The sequence below is a fragment of the Janthinobacterium sp. GW822-FHT07H10 genome (genome assembly GCF_058798675.1).
Window position 1 is genome coordinate 234077 of sequence record NZ_JBXAKS010000008.1, and the last position, 15699, is coordinate 249775.

The window sequence follows — 15699 nt, forward strand, 5'->3', positions numbered from 1 at the left end:
CCATACGCCGCAAGCGTAAGGCCGGCAGCGCCGCATCACGACAGGGATTTATTTTGCGACCGATTCAGAAATCGAATAAATTGGCGGACGTCTGCTACGACATCCGCGGCCCGGTCCTGGAAAAATCCAGGCAAATGGAAGAAGAAGGCCACAAGATCACCAAGCTCAATATCGGCAACCTGGCCGTATTCGGCTTCGATCCGCCCGACGAGATCGTGCGCGACATGATGCTCAACCTGCAGAACGCGGCCGGCTATACGGATTCGAAAGGCATGTTCGCGCCGCGCAAGGCCGTCATGCACTATACGCAAGGCAAGAATATCGCCGGCGTGACCATCGACGACATTTACCTGGGCAATGGCGCTTCCGAACTGATCGTGATGTCGATGAACGCGCTGCTCAACAGCGGCGACGAAGTGCTGGTGCCCGCGCCCGATTACCCGCTGTGGACGGCCGCCGTCAGCCTGTCGGGCGGCAATCCCGTGCATTATGTGTGCGACGAGCAGAACGAATGGTATCCCGACATCGAGGACATGCGCCGCAAGATCACGCCGCAGACCAAGGCCATCGTCGTCATCAACCCGAACAACCCCACGGGCGCGCTGTACCCGGTGGCCGTGCTGCTGCAGATCGTCGAACTGGCGCGCCAGCACCAGCTGATCATTTTCGCTGACGAAATCTACGACAAGGTGCTGTACGACGAAGCCGAGCACGTGTCGATCGCCTCGCTGGCCGACGATGTGCTGTTCATCACCATGAACGGCTTGTCGAAGAATTACCGCTCCTGCGGCTACCGCTCCGGCTGGATGGTGGTCTCGGGCGAAAAGCGGCACGCCAAGGATTACATCGAGGGCCTCAACATGCTGGCCTCGATGCGGCTATGCGCCAACGCGCCGGGGCAGTTTGCCATCCAGACGGCGCTTGGCGGCTACCAGAGCATACAAGACCTGGTGGGGCCTGGCGGGCGCCTGTTGAAACAGCGCGACCTGGCGCACAAGCTGCTGACCGATATTCCGGGCGTCACCTGTGTCAAGCCGAAGGCCGCGCTGTACATGTTCCCGCGTCTGGATCCGGAGATTTACCCGATCGCCGACGACCAGCAGTTTGCCTATGAATTACTGGCCGAAGCCAAGGTCCTGATCGTGCAGGGCACGGGGTTCAACTGGATCGCGCCCGACCATTTTCGCGTCGTCTTCCTGCCTAACTCCGATGACCTGACCGAGGCCATGGGCCGCATCGCGCGCTTCCTCGAAGGTTACCGCAAGCGTCACAGCCGGGGCTGAACCGGCCAGCAGCAATCTCGATCAACCTGGCGCCGCACTCGGCGGCGCCACTTAATGAGCAGTCAAGCATAACTATGAAATCCATCAAGATCGGCCTGCTGGGCCTGGGCAATGTCGGATTCGGCACGTTCAGCGTCCTGCAACGCAACCAGGAAGAAATCAAGCGCCGCGCTGGCCGCGGCATTGAAGTCGTCGCCGTCGCCGTGCGCGACGTGGCGCGCGCCGAGGCGCTGATCGCCGGCGCCTGCAAGGTCGTCAATGACCCGATGCTGATCGTCAACGATCCCGAGATCGACATCGTCGTCGAACTGATCGGCGGCTACGACCTGTCGAAAACCCTGGTGATGCAGGCGATCGCCAACGGCAAGCACGTGGTCACGGCCAACAAAGCCCTGCTGGCCGTGCACGGCAATGAAATCTTCGCCGCCGCCCAGGACAAGGGCGTGATGGTGGCCTTCGAGGCGGCCGTCGCCGGCGGCATCCCCATCATCAAGGCGCTGCGCGAAGGCTTGACGGCCAACCGCATCGAATGGATCGCCGGCATCATCAACGGCACCACCAATTTCATCCTGTCCGAGATGCGCGACAAGGGCCTCGATTTCGCCACCGTGCTGAAACAGGCGCAGGAACTGGGCTACGCGGAAGCCGATCCCACCTTCGACATCGAAGGCGTCGATGCCGCGCACAAGGCCACCATCATGTCGGCCATCGCCTTCGGCATCCCGGTGCAGTTCGACAAGGCCTACGTCGAAGGCATCAGCAACCTCAATGCCGTCGACATCCGCTATGCCGAGCAGCTGGGCTACCGCATCAAGCTGCTGGGCATCACGAAACGCACCACCGTCAACGGCGTGGAAGGCATCGAGCTGCGCGTGCATCCGACCCTGATCCCGGCCAAGCGCCTGATCGCCAACGTGGAAGGCGCCATGAACGCGGTGCTGGTGCACGGCGACGCCGTCGGCGCCAGCCTGTACTCGGGCCGTGGCGCCGGCGCCGAGCCGACCGCCTCGTCGGTGATCGCCGACCTGGTCGACATCACCCGCCTGGCCACGGCCGATCCGGAACACCGCGTGCCGCACCTGGCGTTCCAGCCGAACGCGATGACCAACATTGAAATTTTGCCGATGTCGGAAATCACCACCAGCTACTACCTGCGCATGCATGTGGCCGACCAGCCTGGCGTGCTGGCCGACCTGACGCGCATCCTGGCCGAGCGCGGCATCTCGATCGACGCCATGCTGCAAAAGGAACCGGCCGAAGGCGAGACGCATACGGACATCATCATGCTGACGCACCAGACGCAGGAAAAGAACGTCACGGCCGCCATCGGCAAGATGGAAGCGCTGAGCAGCGTGGTCGGTACCGTCACGAAGATTCGCCTGGAAAACCTCAGCTAACCAGCTTCGGCGATCCATGCAAAACGGCGCCCGCGGGCGCCGTTTTTTCATTCTGGAACAGCCTTACAGCTGCGCAACATCCGGCGCGCCGACGGGTCCCACGTCCATGCCGTCATAGCTGGCCAGCTGGTTTTCCTGGGCAAACGCCATCAGTTCGCCATTGCGCGCGTGCAGGCTGTCGACGCCGTGCACTTCGGCTTTTTCCACGTGCAGCACCCACACGGGCGGCGCCGCCGGATCGTCGAGTTCCGGCTGGTACAGTTCCACGGGACGATAGCCCTGCAGCGCCAGCAGGGAAGCGGCCTGCTCCAGCGGCTCGGACGTGGGGTTGGTGAAGTAATAGCCCCACAGCAGCGGCTGGGTCAAGTCCCACGGCGCGTTCTCGGCGATATTGGCGAACAGGTCGCTTACGTCTTCTTTGGTCATCATGGCAGTCTGCCTTCATTAAAATCTCAGGGCGCGATCTTAACATCGGTGCCCATGGCGCGCCATGCGCCCATAAAAAAACCGGCTTTGCAGCCGGCTTTTCTTATCCACCCTTGCAACGACAGGATACTGAGACGCGCAAGCGCGTATCAGAACTTGTAGCGCAGGCCGATCGACAGCAGGTCCGCTTTCAGCGTGGCGCCGTCTTCGCTCGCTACCTTGCCGAAGTTTTCGTATTCCGCAACCAGCGACAGTTTTTTGTCGAAGTGGTAAGCCGCGCCGATACCGAACAGGGCGGAGGTTTTGTTGTGCGATTCACTCTTGCTGAAATTCAATGCGTTGATGGTGAGTTTGGCGCGGTTTTGCGCAACGCCAGCCTTGGCGAACAGCGAGAACTGTTCGTTCAGCGGCAGGGTACCGGTGGCGGCGACGTAGAATGCATGGTTCTTGATTGCCGATTTCATGTCTTCAATGTTTTGCGACAGCTTGCCGAAATCGACGTAGCCGGCTTCCGCGCCGAAGTTCTGCGTGAAGTCGTAGCCAGCGTAGACTTTGTAGCCGGTATCGTTGTCCTTGCGCGAACTTCCTTGATCTGCAGATACTTTCAGTTCCGCGCGGCCGATATTCGCGCCAGCGTAGATGCTCTCGGCTTGGGCGAACAATGGGAATGCCAGGGCGGCGCCAACGACTGCTGCAAACAATTGCTTTTTCATATTAATCCTAGGTAATTAATGCGGAGAGACTGTCTCGCCGCTTAATGGGAGCCGAATTGTATAGGGATGAATATGTTTATGTAAGGCAACTGTTTTAAAAGCATTAAAAATATATCATGTGTTGTTTTTGGGCAACGATTGCTGCCAAAGAGGCATTTGTGCAAGCCGTCATGTTACGCAGCTGAAATGCACGCTGACTTTCAGCCCGTGTCCATTGGCGGCCGTCGCCAGTTCCAGCCGGGCGCCGTGCAGGGCGGCGATGTCGCGCACGATGGCCAGGCCCAGTCCGGCGCCGCCAGGATTGCTCTCGAGTGCCGCACCGACCCGGTAAAACGGCGTAAACACGCGTTCGCGTTCGGCGGGCGGGATGCCGGCGCCGCTGTCTTCCACTTCCAGTACCGTTTCATTGCCATCGCCGTCACGCTCGGCCACGCGCACGCGCAGGATCACGCTGCCGTCCTGCGGCGTGTAGCGCAGGGCATTGTCGACCAGGTTGGCCACCAGTTCGTGCAGCAGCAGCGCCTGGCCATGCACGGGCGCTTCGTCGGGCGCTTCCAGCGACAGGTCGATATTCTTGCCGACGGCGGTCATGGCCATTTCCAGGCCCACCTGCTGCGCCACGTCGCGCAGCGGGACGGTGTCCATGGCCAGGGTGTCGCCGCCATGCTCGATGCGCGCCAGGGTCAGCAGCCGGTTCGCCAGCAGCACGGTCGAATCGGTCGTGACGGCAATCGAGCGCACGATGTCGCGCAGGGCCGCCATGTCGGGCGGCCCGACCGCCTGGCGGTCGCACTCGCGCAAGGCCAGTTCGGCCTGTGTTTTCAGCACCGTCAGGGGCGTGCGCAGCTGGTGCGAGGCGTCCGCGATGAAGCGGCGCTGGCTGGCGATCAGCTGCTGCAGGCGCGACATGGAACCGTTCATGGCGCTCACCAGCGGGCGCATCTCCTTGTGCACGAGTGCGGGATCGACGTCGGACAGGTCGGACAGGGCGCGCGTCTCGACTTCCGTTTTCAGGCGCATCAGCGGCTGCAGCACCAGGCGCACGGCAAACCACACGAGGGCGCCCATCACCAGTATCATCGCCGCCTGCCAGCTGAGCGTATCGAACAGGATCTGGTTCGACAGGCCGCGCCGCGCATCGAGGGTTTCCGCCACCTGGATCAGGGCGATGCCGCGCATCGAGTCGTCGTACACGGGTTGCAGCAAGGCCGCGATGCGTATCGGCTTGCCGTGGTAGTCGGCATGGTAAAAGCGCACCAGGGCCGGGTAGTTCTGCGAACGGGGCACGTTCTTCGGCACGGGCGGCAAGTCGCCATAGCCGGAGACCAGCTCGCCGTTGATGCCCGTTACCTTGTAGTAGATGCGTCCCAGGGTATCGGTTTCAAAGCTGTCGAGCGCCACGTAGGGCACTTCGGCCACCACCTTGCCGCCGACGATGGAGACGCGCTCGGCCAGCGCGCGCGTCGACGCCAGCAGCGAGCGGTCGTAGGCCATGTCGGCCGCGTCGAGGGCGTTGCGGTAAACAAAAACGGCATCGAGCAGCACCAGCATGACCAGCGGAATGAGCAGCCAGCGCAGCAGCTGGCTGCGCAGGCTGCCCAGCGGCCGGCCTTGCGCCCAGCGCCGGCGCAGGCGCTCGAGCAGTGGGAGGCGTGGCGCCGTGGCGCTCATTTTGGCGCGGCAGGCGCCATGGCGCTGCGCGGCTGCAGCAGGTAGCCGATGCCGCGCAGCGTGGTGATGACGGCGCCGTCGGGCGAGCCGCTTTCCACGCCGCCTTCCGCATTGCTCTCGAGCTTTTTGCGCACGCGGTGGATGTACAGTTCGATGGCGTCCAGGTTGGCGTCGTCGGCCAGGGCGAAGACTTCGTCGAACAGCTTTTCCTTCGAGACGGCGCGGCCCGAGCGCGTGATCAGCGCCTCGAGCACGGCGTGTTCGCGCGGCGTCAGGGCCAGCGCCGCGCCGCCATAGCTGAACATGCGCGTGACGGTATCGAAACTGAGCGCGCCGCAGCTATGCACGAGCGCCTCGTTGCCCTGGCTGCGGCGCAGCAGGGCCTTCACGCGCGCTTCCAGTTCGGCCAGCTCGAACGGCTTGGCCATGTAGTCGTCGGCGCCCAGGTTCAGTCCCTGCACTTTTTCGTCCAGGCCGCCGCGCGCCGTGAGTATCATGACGGGAGTCTTGCCGCGCGTGCCGCCGCGCGCGCGCAGGCGGCGCAGCACGTCCAGGCCGTCCATCTTGGGCAGGGTCAGGTCGAGCAGCACCAGCGAGTACTCCTGCGTGTGCAGCAGGGCGTCGGCATCGGCGCCGTTGTGGGCGGTCTCCACCGTCAGGTGCGCGTCGCGCAGGGCCTTTGCCAGCCAGTGCGACAGCTCCAGATGGTCTTCCACTAATAATATGCGCATGGTCTCCGCCATTCGTTTGAATGGTTGCAGTGTAAGCCTGTCGGCGCGCCGCCGACAGGGGCGGCGATGAATATGTTTGTGCCCCTTGTGGCTGGCCGGCGACACCTGTCAGTCTGAAAGCGAATTGAAAGGATCGCGCTCATATAGTGTGATCCTGATTCATGAAATTGATCAGGCATATCACTAATAACTATATCTAAGGGAGACACGTTACATGAAGAAATCCGCATTCTCGCTGGCCGCCATGGCAGTCCTGGCCGCCGCCGGCAGCGCCCAGGCCCAGTCGAACGTCACCCTGTACGGCCGCCTCGATGCCGGCATCAGCAACACCAGCAACGCCGGTCCGAACAAAAGCTCGATGACGCAAGTCAGCTCGGGCGGCATGAATACCTCGCGCTGGGGCATCCTGGGCAGCGAAGACCTGGGCGGCGGCCTGAAGGCCGTGTTCAATCTGGAAGGCGGCATCCTCGTCGACACGGGCGCCGCCGACGGCGCGCTGTTCAAGCGCCAGGCGAATGTGGGCCTGGAAGGCGCGTTTGGCCGCGTCGTGCTGGGCCGTTCGTTTACCACCGTGTACGACTTCGTGCTGCCGTTCGATCCGATGGCCTATGCGCCGTTCTATTCGTGGGCCACCTCGGCCCATGCGACAGGCCCGAGCAAGTACGGCATGACCACCGCCTTCGACAACATGGTCAAGTATTCGGGCAAGACCGGCGACTTCAGCTACGGCGCGTCGTACGGCTTCGGCGAACAGACGACGGGCAGCTCGGACAGCGCCAAGCTGTCGACGGCGCTCACCTACAAGACGGGTCCCGTCAGCCTGCTGGCCACGTATGAGCAGGTCAACGGCAATGCCATCGCCGGCGGCGCGCGCGACAAGACCACCGTGTACCACCTGGGCGCCATGTATGACGACGGCCCGTGGAAGGTGCAGGCGGCGGCGCGCGACTACAAGCTCGATCCGGCCGCTGCCGGCAAGGCCGACGTGCGCGGCACCCTGTACTGGGGCGGCGTCAGCTACAAGACGACGCCGGTGATCACCCTGACCGGCGTGATCTACTACCAGGACGTGAAGAACGTGGCGGCCAACCTCGATGCGGATCCGATCATGTACGTGGCGCGCGTGCGCTATGCGCTGTCCAAGCGCACGGACCTGTACGTCGCTGGCGCCTATGCCAAGGCCAAGCACAATCAGCTGGTCAGCCTGTCGCGTGACGACGCCGGTTTCGGCGACACGCAGCGCGGCCTGATCGCCGGCATCCAGCACCGCTTCTAAGGCATGACCATGCTGCGCTCCCTGTTCCTGTCGTTGCTGTGCCTGTTGCCCGCCGTCGCGGCGGCGCAGGCGCTCGCCCCGGCCGAATGCGTGGTGCCGTCCAAGCCGGGCGGCGCCATGGATTTGACGTGCAAGCTGGCGAAGAAAGGCCTGGCGCAGGAGGGCGCAGCGGGCGTGGCCGGGGCAGTGGCAAGCCCCATGCGCATCAGCTACCTGCCCGGCGGCATCGGCGCGGTGGCCTGGCACTCGATGGTGTCGCAGCGCCGCCGCGCGGAGCCGAACACGTTGGTGGCGTTTTCGGGCGGCTCGCTGCTCAATCTGGCGCAGGGCAAGTTCGGCAATGCCAAGGCGGGCGACGTGCGCTGGGTCGCGGCGCTGGGCGCCGACTACGGCATGATCGCCGTGCGTAGCGATTCGCCGTACAAGACACTGGGCGACCTGATCGCCGCATTGCGCCAGCATCCGGACACGGTGCTGATCGGCGTTTCCGGCACCATCGGCAGCCAGGACTGGCTGAAGATGGCGCTGGTGGCGCGCCATGCGGGCATCGATCCGAAAGTGCTGCGCTTCGTCGCGCTCGAAGGCGGCGGCGAAGTCTTCACGGCGATGCAGGCCGACTACGTGCAGGTGGTCTCGGGCGACACGTCGGAAGCCACCCTGAACGCCAGCGCCAACCATGCGCGCGTGCTGGCGGTGCTGTCGGAGAAGCGCCTGCCCGGCGTGCTGGCCGGCGTGCCGACGGCGCGCGAGCAGGGCGTCGACGTGGTCTGGCCCATCATCCGCGGCGTGTGGATGGGGCCGCAGGTGCCCGAGGCGGATTACCAGCGCTGGGTGGCCACGTTCGACCGCGCCATGGCCACGCCGCAGTTCGCCGAATGGCGCGCGCAGGCCGGCCTGTATCCATTCGCCCTGACGGGGCCGAAGCTGACGGCGTATGTCAGGAAAGCGGTCGATGAGTATGCCAGGCAAGCCACCGAGCTTGGCCTGATGCGCTGACCGCCATTCCATTTAAAAAAATCTATTTCACAGACGGAGACAACCCCATGCAAACCAAGATCCTGCTTCAAGCCGCCATCGCCACCGCATTTGCCAGCCTGGCCGGCGCCGCGTTCGCGCAAGTGCCGCCCGGCTATCCGGCCGACTACCAGAAAATCATCGACGCGGCCAAGAAGGAAGGCAAGGTAGTGATCTACAGCGCCACCGACAGCAAGGCCGCCGCACCGTTGATCAAGGATTTCAGCGCCCTGTATCCAGGCATTTCGGTCGAATACAACGACATGAATTCCACCGAAGTGTACAACCGCTTCATTTCCGAAGTGGCGGCCGGCGGCAATACGGCCGACGTGATGTGGTCGTCGGCGATGGACTTGCAGATGCGCCTGGCCTCGGACGGCTATGCGCTGAAGTACAAGTCCGTGGAAGCGGCCAAGATTCCCGGCTGGGCGATGTGGGACGACCAGGCTTACGGCACCACGTTCGAGCCGGCCGCCATCGTCTACAACAAGCGACTGCTCGATCCGAAGGAAGTACCGAAGAACCACGACGACTTCGCCAAGCTGATCGCCACGCCGAAATTCAAGGACAAGGTCACCACCTACGACATTGAAAAATCGGGCGTGGGCTTCATGTTCATGGCGCAGGATGCCAAGGAGTACCCGCAATTTTTGGCGCTGCAAAATGCGTTTGGCACGGCCAAGGTGCGCGTGCAGTCATCGACGGGCACCATGATGGAGCGCATCTCCTCGGGTGAAAACCTGATCGGCTACAACGTGCTGGGCTCCTATGCCCTGGTGCGCGCCAAGACCGACCCGTCGATCGGCGTGGTGCTGCCCAAGGATTACACCCTGATCCTGTCGCGCGTGCAGTTCATCAACAAGAACGCGAAGAACGTCAACGCCAGCAAGCTGTGGCTCGATTACATCCTGTCGCACCGCGGCCAGACCATCATCTCGAACGGCGCCAAGCTGTTTGCCATCCGCGCCGACGTCACGGGCGAGACCACGTCGGCTGACCTGATCAAGGAAATCGGCGCGGCCAACGTCAAGCCGATCCCCGTGCATCCGATCATCCTGCAATTCTTGGGACCTGCCAAGCGCATGGCCTTCCTGAAGCAGTGGAAAGAAACAGCCGGCAAGAAGTAGGAACCTCCGAAAACCCATTGCGCGTCGCGATTTGCGGCCTCCGATGCTCACTGTGCATTCGCACAGCTGCGCTTCTCGGGCCAACGGGGGCGCCGAGCCTCATCGCCGCTCGCCACGGGTTTCTGGAGTTCCCAGGCCGTCTTAGCCGCCCGCGAGCCTGGCTTGCGGGCGCACGCCGCACCCTTCATTCATTGGATTCATCATGCAAACTGCTATCTTGCCGCTGCCTGCACGGTCGCGTTCTCCCTTGTCGCGCCTGAACTGGCCGCGCGGCGTGGTCGTGGCGATCACCCTGGTCGCCATCTTCCTGCCGCTGTTCCTGATTTTTTACCAAAGCTTTTTGAACGCGCCCTTCTTCATGCCGGTGCGCGAATTCGGCTTTGACTCCTACCGTTTCATCTTCGATGATCCCGATTTTTCGATGGCCTTCAAGAATGGCCTGATGCTCGCCTTCGGCCTGACCGTCATCGCCGTGCCGCTGGGCGGCATGCTGGCCTTCCTGATGGTGCGCACGGACCTGCCCGGCCGCGGCTGGGTAGCGCCCATGCTGCTGGTGCCGATCTTTGTGTCGCCGATGGTGATGGGCTTTGGCTACGTCGTCTCGATGGGCCCCGTGGGCTTTTATTCGACCTGGGCCAAGGAGCTGCTGGGCTTCGTGCCCTGGAATATCTATTCATTCACCAGCATCGTCATCATCGCCGGCCTGACGCACGTGCCGCACGTCTACCTGTACGCCTCGTCGGCCCTGAAAAGCCTCGGCTCGGACGTGGAAGAAGCGGCCCGCGTGGCCGGCGCCTCGCCGGTGCAGGTGATGATGAACGTGTCGCTGCCGATGATCATGCCGGCGCTCGCGTATGCGGGCGTGCTGGTGTTCTTCCTCGGCTTCGAGGTGTTCGGCCTGGTGCTGGTGCTCGGCGACCCGGAAGGCCATCTGGTGCTGCCGACCTATCTGTACAAATTGACGAACAAGCTGGGCACGCCGTCGTACCACCTGATGGCCGCCGTCGCCGTCTGCCTGGTGATGGTGACCATGCCGCTGGTGATGATACAGCGCTGGCTGCTCAAGTCGGCCAACAAGTATGTGTCGATCAAGGGCAAGGGCGCGCGCAGCAAGGCCATGCCGCTGGGCCGCTGGAAGTGGCTGGCGTTCGCGCTGCTGGCCGGCTGGCTGATCTTCACCATCATCCTGCCGCTGACGGGCATCGTGCTGCGCTCGTTCGTGCAGTACTGGGGCGAGGGCGTGCACCTGGCCGACGTGCTGACCCTGCAGCATTTCCGTGATATCTTCGACCAGCCGTCGCTGGTGCGCGGCATCGTCAACACCATCCTGATCGGCGTCGTCGGCGGCGCCCTGGCCGTGGGCTGCTACAGCTTCATCGCGCTGGCCATGCACCGCAAGCAGGATGGCATCACGCGCCTGCTCGACTACAGCGTGCTGGTGCCGCGCGCCGTGCCGGGCCTGCTGGCCGGCCTGTCCTTCCTGTGGGTGTTCCTGTTCGTGCCGGCCTGGCTCGACGGCATATTGAAAGGCATGGACAACGGCGTGGCCCTGTGGCTCAGCGGTCACGTGATTCCCGTGCTGCGCGAACTGCGTTCGACCATCTTCGCCCTGTGGCTCGCATATTCGGTGGTGTGGATGGCCTACGGCATGCGCCTGATTTCCACCGCGCTGCTGCAGGTGGGGCCGGAACTGGAAGAGGCGGCGCGCGCCGTCGGCGCCAGCCGCGGCCAGGTGACGCGCGACGTCACCCTGCCGCTGATCAAGTACGGTTTGCTGGGCGCCTGGCTGATGGTGTTCCTGATCTTCGAGCGCGAATATTCGACCGGCGTGTACCTGCTGTCGCCGGGCACGGAAGTGATTGGCGCCATGCTGGTATCGCTGTGGGCGGGCGGCTCGACCGACCTGGTGGCGGCGCTGTCCTTCATCAACATCACCCTGGTGGCCATCGGCCTGGGCATCGCGCTGCGCTTTGGCGTGAAGTTACATAACTAATTAAAGACTGAGACAAGATCATGAATGAACTGACCGTCAATGAACTGCATCTGGACTATGGCACCGGCGCCTCCGCCAACCCCATCCTGAAGGGGGTCTCGATGCACCTGAAAAAAGGCGAAGTGGTCGCCTTGCTGGGGCCTTCGGGCAGCGGCAAGACCACCTTGCTGCGCGCCGTGGCCGGACTGGAAAGCCCGAAGGCGGGCACCATCGAGATCGGCGAGCGCAATGTCTACGACGGCGCGAAACATTTCGAGATGCCGGCCGAGCAGCGCAACCTGGGCCTGGTGTTCCAGTCGTACGCGCTGTGGCCGCACAAGACCGTCTTCGACAACGTCGCCTACGGCCTCAAGCTGCGCAAGATGGGCACGGCCGATATCGCCGGGCGCGTGAAGGAAGTGCTGACGCAGCTGGGCCTGGGACATCTGGGCGAGCGCTATCCGCATCAGCTGTCCGGCGGCCAGCAGCAGCGCGTGGCGATCGCCCGGGCGCTGGTGTACAACCCGCCCGTGATCCTGCTCGACGAACCGCTGTCGAACCTCGATGCCAAGCTGCGCGAGGAGGCACGGGCGTTCCTGCGCGAACTGATCGTGCGCCTGGGCCTGTCCGCGCTGATGGTGACGCATGACCAGGGCGAGGCGATGGCCATTTCCGACCGCATCCTGTTGCTCAATAACGGCAAGATCGAGCAGCAGGGCACGCCGCAAAGCATGTATGAAACGCCCGATACCCTGTTCACGGCGGAATTCATGGGCAGTAACAACCGCTTGCCCGGCAAGGTGGTGCAGCGCGACGGCAACGCCGTGCGCCTGCTGGTCGACGGCGCCGCCATGCAGGGCGTGGCGCGCGGCGCCAACGTCGGTACCGAAGTAACTACCATGATCCGCGTCGAGGAAGTGAAAATCAGCGCCACCCCGGTGGACAACGCCATCGAGTTGCCGCTGCTGACCTGTATGTACCTGGGCGACCGCTGGGAATGCCTTTTCGAGCGCGGCGGCGCCGAGAACATCAGCCTGCGCGCGTATTCGCGCCACAAGCTGGAAGCGGGCAAGTACTGGCTGCATATGCCCGCCGATAAGCTCTGGGTGTTTTAACGGCTGGGCGCCGGCCTGGCCGGCGCCCCCCAAGCACCTGCGCCGCCGCCGTCACGACGGGCGCCCTGCGCGCCATGGCCTTGCCGCGCCTGCCTGCATGGCGCGCGCCGGCCGGTTCTTCACCGGCGTCGCCCCGGGGCCGCCGTTCCAGCCCCGATTTCCTGCATGCCGCTCCCCACCACCTGGCCGGCGCCGACTTCTGCAGCGCCTTGATGCTGATGCCGGCCGCCGCCTTTCTGCCCCGTTGCACAGAGTGGCAAGCCACCCAGGCACACTCATCCTGGTTCCCTTCCCCGCTGGTATTGCCGATCGCTCCATTCTTCTCCATGGCGGAAAGGTGACGCCGCCAAAGTTGAATCTGTTGGCGGCCATGGGCATAAAGCAAGCGCTCTATATTGTTACTGCAGCGTAGCCGGTGTAATCCTCGCTGACATATGTGGAGGGCATCGTGGCATGCCGCGTGGCGGGAATGGGGGATGCCAGTTTTTTTGGAGTTTGTATAGACGGCGCGCTGGCCGGTGGCGTCCGATGCCTGCGTTTGCCGCGCCACCGCGCCATGCTGTGCGTGTTATCTAAAAACAACGCTCTTGTGGTCGTAAAAGAGAGCTTCTTTTTATTGTTGATAAAAAAACCTCTTTTTTGAGAATGCAGCTTGTTTGCTGACGAGCGACGCTTTTTTCCTCGGAAGATAATAGATGGGATGTTACAAATAGTAACTGGGGCGGCGTATTCCGTAAAACAGGGTTTTAGGCTCCCCATTTAAAAAGTTGCCGCAGGGCCATTTATTTTAGTTATTTTGACTTCCTTAGTTTATAATTTGAAAAGAACGCCGGCGGGGCTTTTTGCGCAGTTTTGACGTGAGTTCGCCCTTTTTTTGAACTCAGGAAAATGCATATGCGCACCGATGGTGTCCGTTTTTCAATTGTCAGACATGCCGCCTGGGCGCCAGGCCTGGAAACGCAGCAGCAGTGGCAGGCGTGGGCGCAAAGCACCGTGCCCGTTGCGCCGATTGCCGTCGCCGGCGAGCCTGGTGTGCGCGCGATGGCGCCGATGCTGCGCCGCCGCGCCGGCCAGCTGGGCAAGATGGCACTCGAAGTGGCGTACGCCTGCCTGGGCGAACAGCGCGATATTCCGTTGGTCTTTTGCTCGCGCCATGGCGAGGTGGCGCGCGCCGTCGAACTGTTGTCGGCGCTGGCCCAGGGCGAGCCCTTGTCGCCGACCGCGTTCGGCATGGCCGTGCACAATGCCAGCGCCGGCCTGTTTTCCATCGCCCGCGCCGATACGGCGAACCAGCTGGCTGTCGCCGCCGGTGCCGCCAGCCTCGAGGCCGCAGTGATCGAGGCGTGCAGCCTGCTGGCCGATGGCGCGGCGCAGGTATTGCTGGTGCTGGCGGAGTGTCCCTTGCCGTTTCCATTCGAGGCCTTTGAAGATTGCCATGAGCAGCCGCATGCATTTGCCTGGCTGCTGCAGGCCGAGGCTGCCCCGCACACGGGTTTTGGCCTGACGTGGCGCGCCCGCGGCAGCGACGACGCGTTGCCGGTGGCGGCCGATGCCATGCCCGGCAGCCTGGCCGTGCTGCGTTTCATGCTGGGCGAAGCCCGCGCGTTCGAACATGCGGCCAACCGCCAGACCTGGCGCTGGAGCCGCCATGCATAAGCTGGGGGCTGTACGCGCCGGCCTGTCGATAGCCTGGCGCACCATCGCGACCGCATTCAGTTTTGCCGCTTTTGGCCTGGGCGGCTTGCTGTTGCGCGTGCTGGTGTTCCCCTTGTTGCAGTTGCTGGTATGGCGGCGCGAAACGCGCATTGCCTGCGCGCGCGCCGTCATCCGCTGGAGCTTCCGTTTTTACATCGGATTGATGCGTTTTCTCGGCGTGCTGCGCTACGACTTGCGCGGTCTCGACAAGCTGGAGCGGGGCGGCTTGCTGATCCTGGCCAATCATCCGACCCTGATCGACACGATTTTCCTGATGGCGTATGTCAGGCAGGCCGATTGCATCGTCAAGTCCGATTTGTGGAACAACCCGTTTACGGGCGGTCCCGTGCGCGCTGCAGGCTATATCAACAATACGGGCGGCGCCGAACTGGTGGACGCTTGCCTGGCATCGCTGGCACGCGGCAACAACCTGATCATTTTCCCGGAAGGCACGCGCACGCCACGCAGCGGCGAGGTGGTGCTGAAGCGGGGCGCGGCGAATATCGCCGTGCGCGGCCGCCGCGACGTGACGCCCGTGCTGATCCGCTGCCTGCCCAGGACCCTGGGCAAGGGCGAGCCGTGGTGGCGCGTGCCGGCCCGCCGCGCGCATTTCGAGATCGCCGTGCAGGACGACCTGGCGATCGACGAGTTTACCGGCGGTGGCGCCAGCGACGTGATGGCGGCGCGCACCTTGACCACTCATCTGCAACATTACTTTAGCGGGAAACAGGAACAACATGCTTGAACACGAAGTGAAGGAACTGATCATCGAGGCGCTGCAACTGGAAGACATGAGCGCTGCCGATATCGATACGGATGCGCCCCTGTTTGTCGAGGGCCTGGGACTCGATTCGATCGATGCGCTGGAACTGGGCGTCGCCCTGCAAAAAAAATACGGCATTTCCCTGTCGGCCGATTCGGCCGATACGCGCCGCCACTTTGCCTCGGTACGGGCGCTGGCGGCCATGGTTGACACTCACAGAAAGAAGTAAGGAGCAGCAAAATGGTAGATATGAGCGCAATGAGCCGCGATGAACTGTACGCGTGGGTAGTGCAACTGCTGGCTGAAATGTTCGAGCTGGATCCGGCGGCGCTGACGCCGCAGTCGAATCTGTATGCGGAACTCGATATCGACAGCATCGACGCGGTCGACCTGGCGGTCAAGTTGAAGCAGTTGACGGGCAAGCGCCTGCAGCCGGAAGTGTTCAAGACCATCCGCACGATCGACGACGTGGTCGAGGCGCTGCGCGCGATGTCGGCGACGGAACAGGCGGCATAA

At 63.2% G+C, this 15699-nt stretch carries 16 protein-coding genes; 12 read left to right on the forward strand and 4 right to left on the reverse strand.

Features of this window, described 5'->3' with window-relative positions; genetic code table 11:
* Window positions 1–53 precede the first annotated feature (53 nt).
* Both AC1RDJ_RS19230 and AC1RDJ_RS19235 read left to right on the forward strand, forming a co-directional pair.
* The gene (locus AC1RDJ_RS19230) at window positions 54–1283 is read left to right on the forward strand and encodes a pyridoxal phosphate-dependent aminotransferase (protein ID WP_071322579.1); all 1230 of its coding nucleotides are present in this window, start codon (window positions 54–56) and stop codon (window positions 1281–1283) included.
* A 74-nt stretch (window positions 1284–1357) separates the two neighbouring features.
* On the forward strand, window positions 1358–2680 hold the full coding sequence (locus AC1RDJ_RS19235) for a homoserine dehydrogenase (RefSeq protein ID WP_071322580.1): 1323 nt from the start codon (window positions 1358–1360) through the stop codon (window positions 2678–2680).
* Between the two features lie 63 nt (window positions 2681–2743).
* On the opposite strand, the gene AC1RDJ_RS19240 is transcribed toward AC1RDJ_RS19235, so the two are convergent.
* From AC1RDJ_RS19240 to AC1RDJ_RS19255, 4 genes are all read right to left on the reverse strand, one after another.
* A complete protein-coding gene (locus tag AC1RDJ_RS19240; protein WP_493028410.1) occupies window positions 2744–3109 on the reverse strand; it encodes a ribonuclease E inhibitor RraB in 366 nt (121 codons plus the stop codon).
* A gap of 146 nt (window positions 3110–3255) precedes the next feature.
* Entirely contained in the window at window positions 3256–3819 is a 564-nt protein-coding gene (locus AC1RDJ_RS19245; protein WP_071322581.1) for an outer membrane beta-barrel protein, read from the reverse strand.
* A 168-nt stretch (window positions 3820–3987) separates the two neighbouring features.
* Entirely contained in the window at window positions 3988–5490 is a 1503-nt protein-coding gene (locus AC1RDJ_RS19250; RefSeq protein ID WP_493028411.1) for a sensor histidine kinase, read from the reverse strand.
* Window positions 5487–6221, reverse strand: a complete 735-nt coding sequence (locus AC1RDJ_RS19255) for a response regulator (RefSeq protein WP_071326280.1) — start codon at window positions 6219–6221, stop codon at window positions 5487–5489. The genes AC1RDJ_RS19250 and AC1RDJ_RS19255 overlap by 4 nt, the downstream gene beginning before the upstream one ends.
* Window positions 6222–6435: 214 nt before the next feature.
* Here AC1RDJ_RS19255 and AC1RDJ_RS19260 point away from each other — a divergent pair, with 214 nt between their 5' ends.
* The 10 genes from AC1RDJ_RS19260 to AC1RDJ_RS19305 all read left to right on the forward strand — a co-directional run bounded on the left by AC1RDJ_RS19260 (window position 6436) and on the right by AC1RDJ_RS19305 (window position 15699).
* On the forward strand, window positions 6436–7497 hold the full coding sequence (locus AC1RDJ_RS19260; protein WP_071322583.1) for a porin: 1062 nt from the start codon (window positions 6436–6438) through the stop codon (window positions 7495–7497).
* Window positions 7498–7500: 3 nt separating this feature from the next.
* The gene (locus tag AC1RDJ_RS19265) at window positions 7501–8493 is read left to right on the forward strand and encodes a Bug family tripartite tricarboxylate transporter substrate binding protein (RefSeq protein WP_493028413.1); all 993 of its coding nucleotides are present in this window, start codon (window positions 7501–7503) and stop codon (window positions 8491–8493) included.
* A 47-nt stretch (window positions 8494–8540) separates the two neighbouring features.
* Window positions 8541–9638 carry an ABC transporter substrate-binding protein gene (locus AC1RDJ_RS19270; RefSeq protein ID WP_071322585.1) on the forward strand — a complete coding sequence of 366 codons (1098 nt, stop codon included), beginning with the start codon at window positions 8541–8543 and terminating at the stop codon, window positions 9636–9638.
* A gap of 202 nt (window positions 9639–9840) precedes the next feature.
* Entirely contained in the window at window positions 9841–11631 is a 1791-nt protein-coding gene (locus tag AC1RDJ_RS19275; RefSeq protein ID WP_289885573.1) for an ABC transporter permease, read from the forward strand.
* A gap of 20 nt (window positions 11632–11651) precedes the next feature.
* Entirely contained in the window at window positions 11652–12725 is a 1074-nt protein-coding gene (locus AC1RDJ_RS19280; protein ID WP_071322587.1) for an ABC transporter ATP-binding protein, read from the forward strand.
* Between the two features lie 448 nt (window positions 12726–13173).
* Window positions 13174–13368, forward strand: a complete 195-nt coding sequence (locus AC1RDJ_RS19285; protein ID WP_493028414.1) for a hypothetical protein — start codon at window positions 13174–13176, stop codon at window positions 13366–13368.
* Between the two features lie 251 nt (window positions 13369–13619).
* Window positions 13620–14381, forward strand: coding sequence for a beta-ketoacyl synthase chain length factor (locus AC1RDJ_RS19290; protein ID WP_071322589.1), 762 nt, complete (start codon window positions 13620–13622; stop codon window positions 14379–14381).
* Window positions 14374–15165, forward strand: coding sequence for a lysophospholipid acyltransferase family protein (locus tag AC1RDJ_RS19295; RefSeq protein ID WP_289885577.1), 792 nt, complete (start codon window positions 14374–14376; stop codon window positions 15163–15165). The genes AC1RDJ_RS19290 and AC1RDJ_RS19295 overlap by 8 nt, the downstream gene beginning before the upstream one ends.
* Complete coding sequence (locus AC1RDJ_RS19300) at window positions 15158–15412, forward strand: phosphopantetheine-binding protein (protein WP_493028415.1); 255 nt, start codon at window positions 15158–15160, stop codon at window positions 15410–15412. The genes AC1RDJ_RS19295 and AC1RDJ_RS19300 overlap by 8 nt, the downstream gene beginning before the upstream one ends.
* 20 nt (window positions 15413–15432) lie before the next feature.
* Complete coding sequence (locus AC1RDJ_RS19305; RefSeq protein ID WP_442905932.1) at window positions 15433–15699, forward strand: acyl carrier protein; 267 nt, start codon at window positions 15433–15435, stop codon at window positions 15697–15699.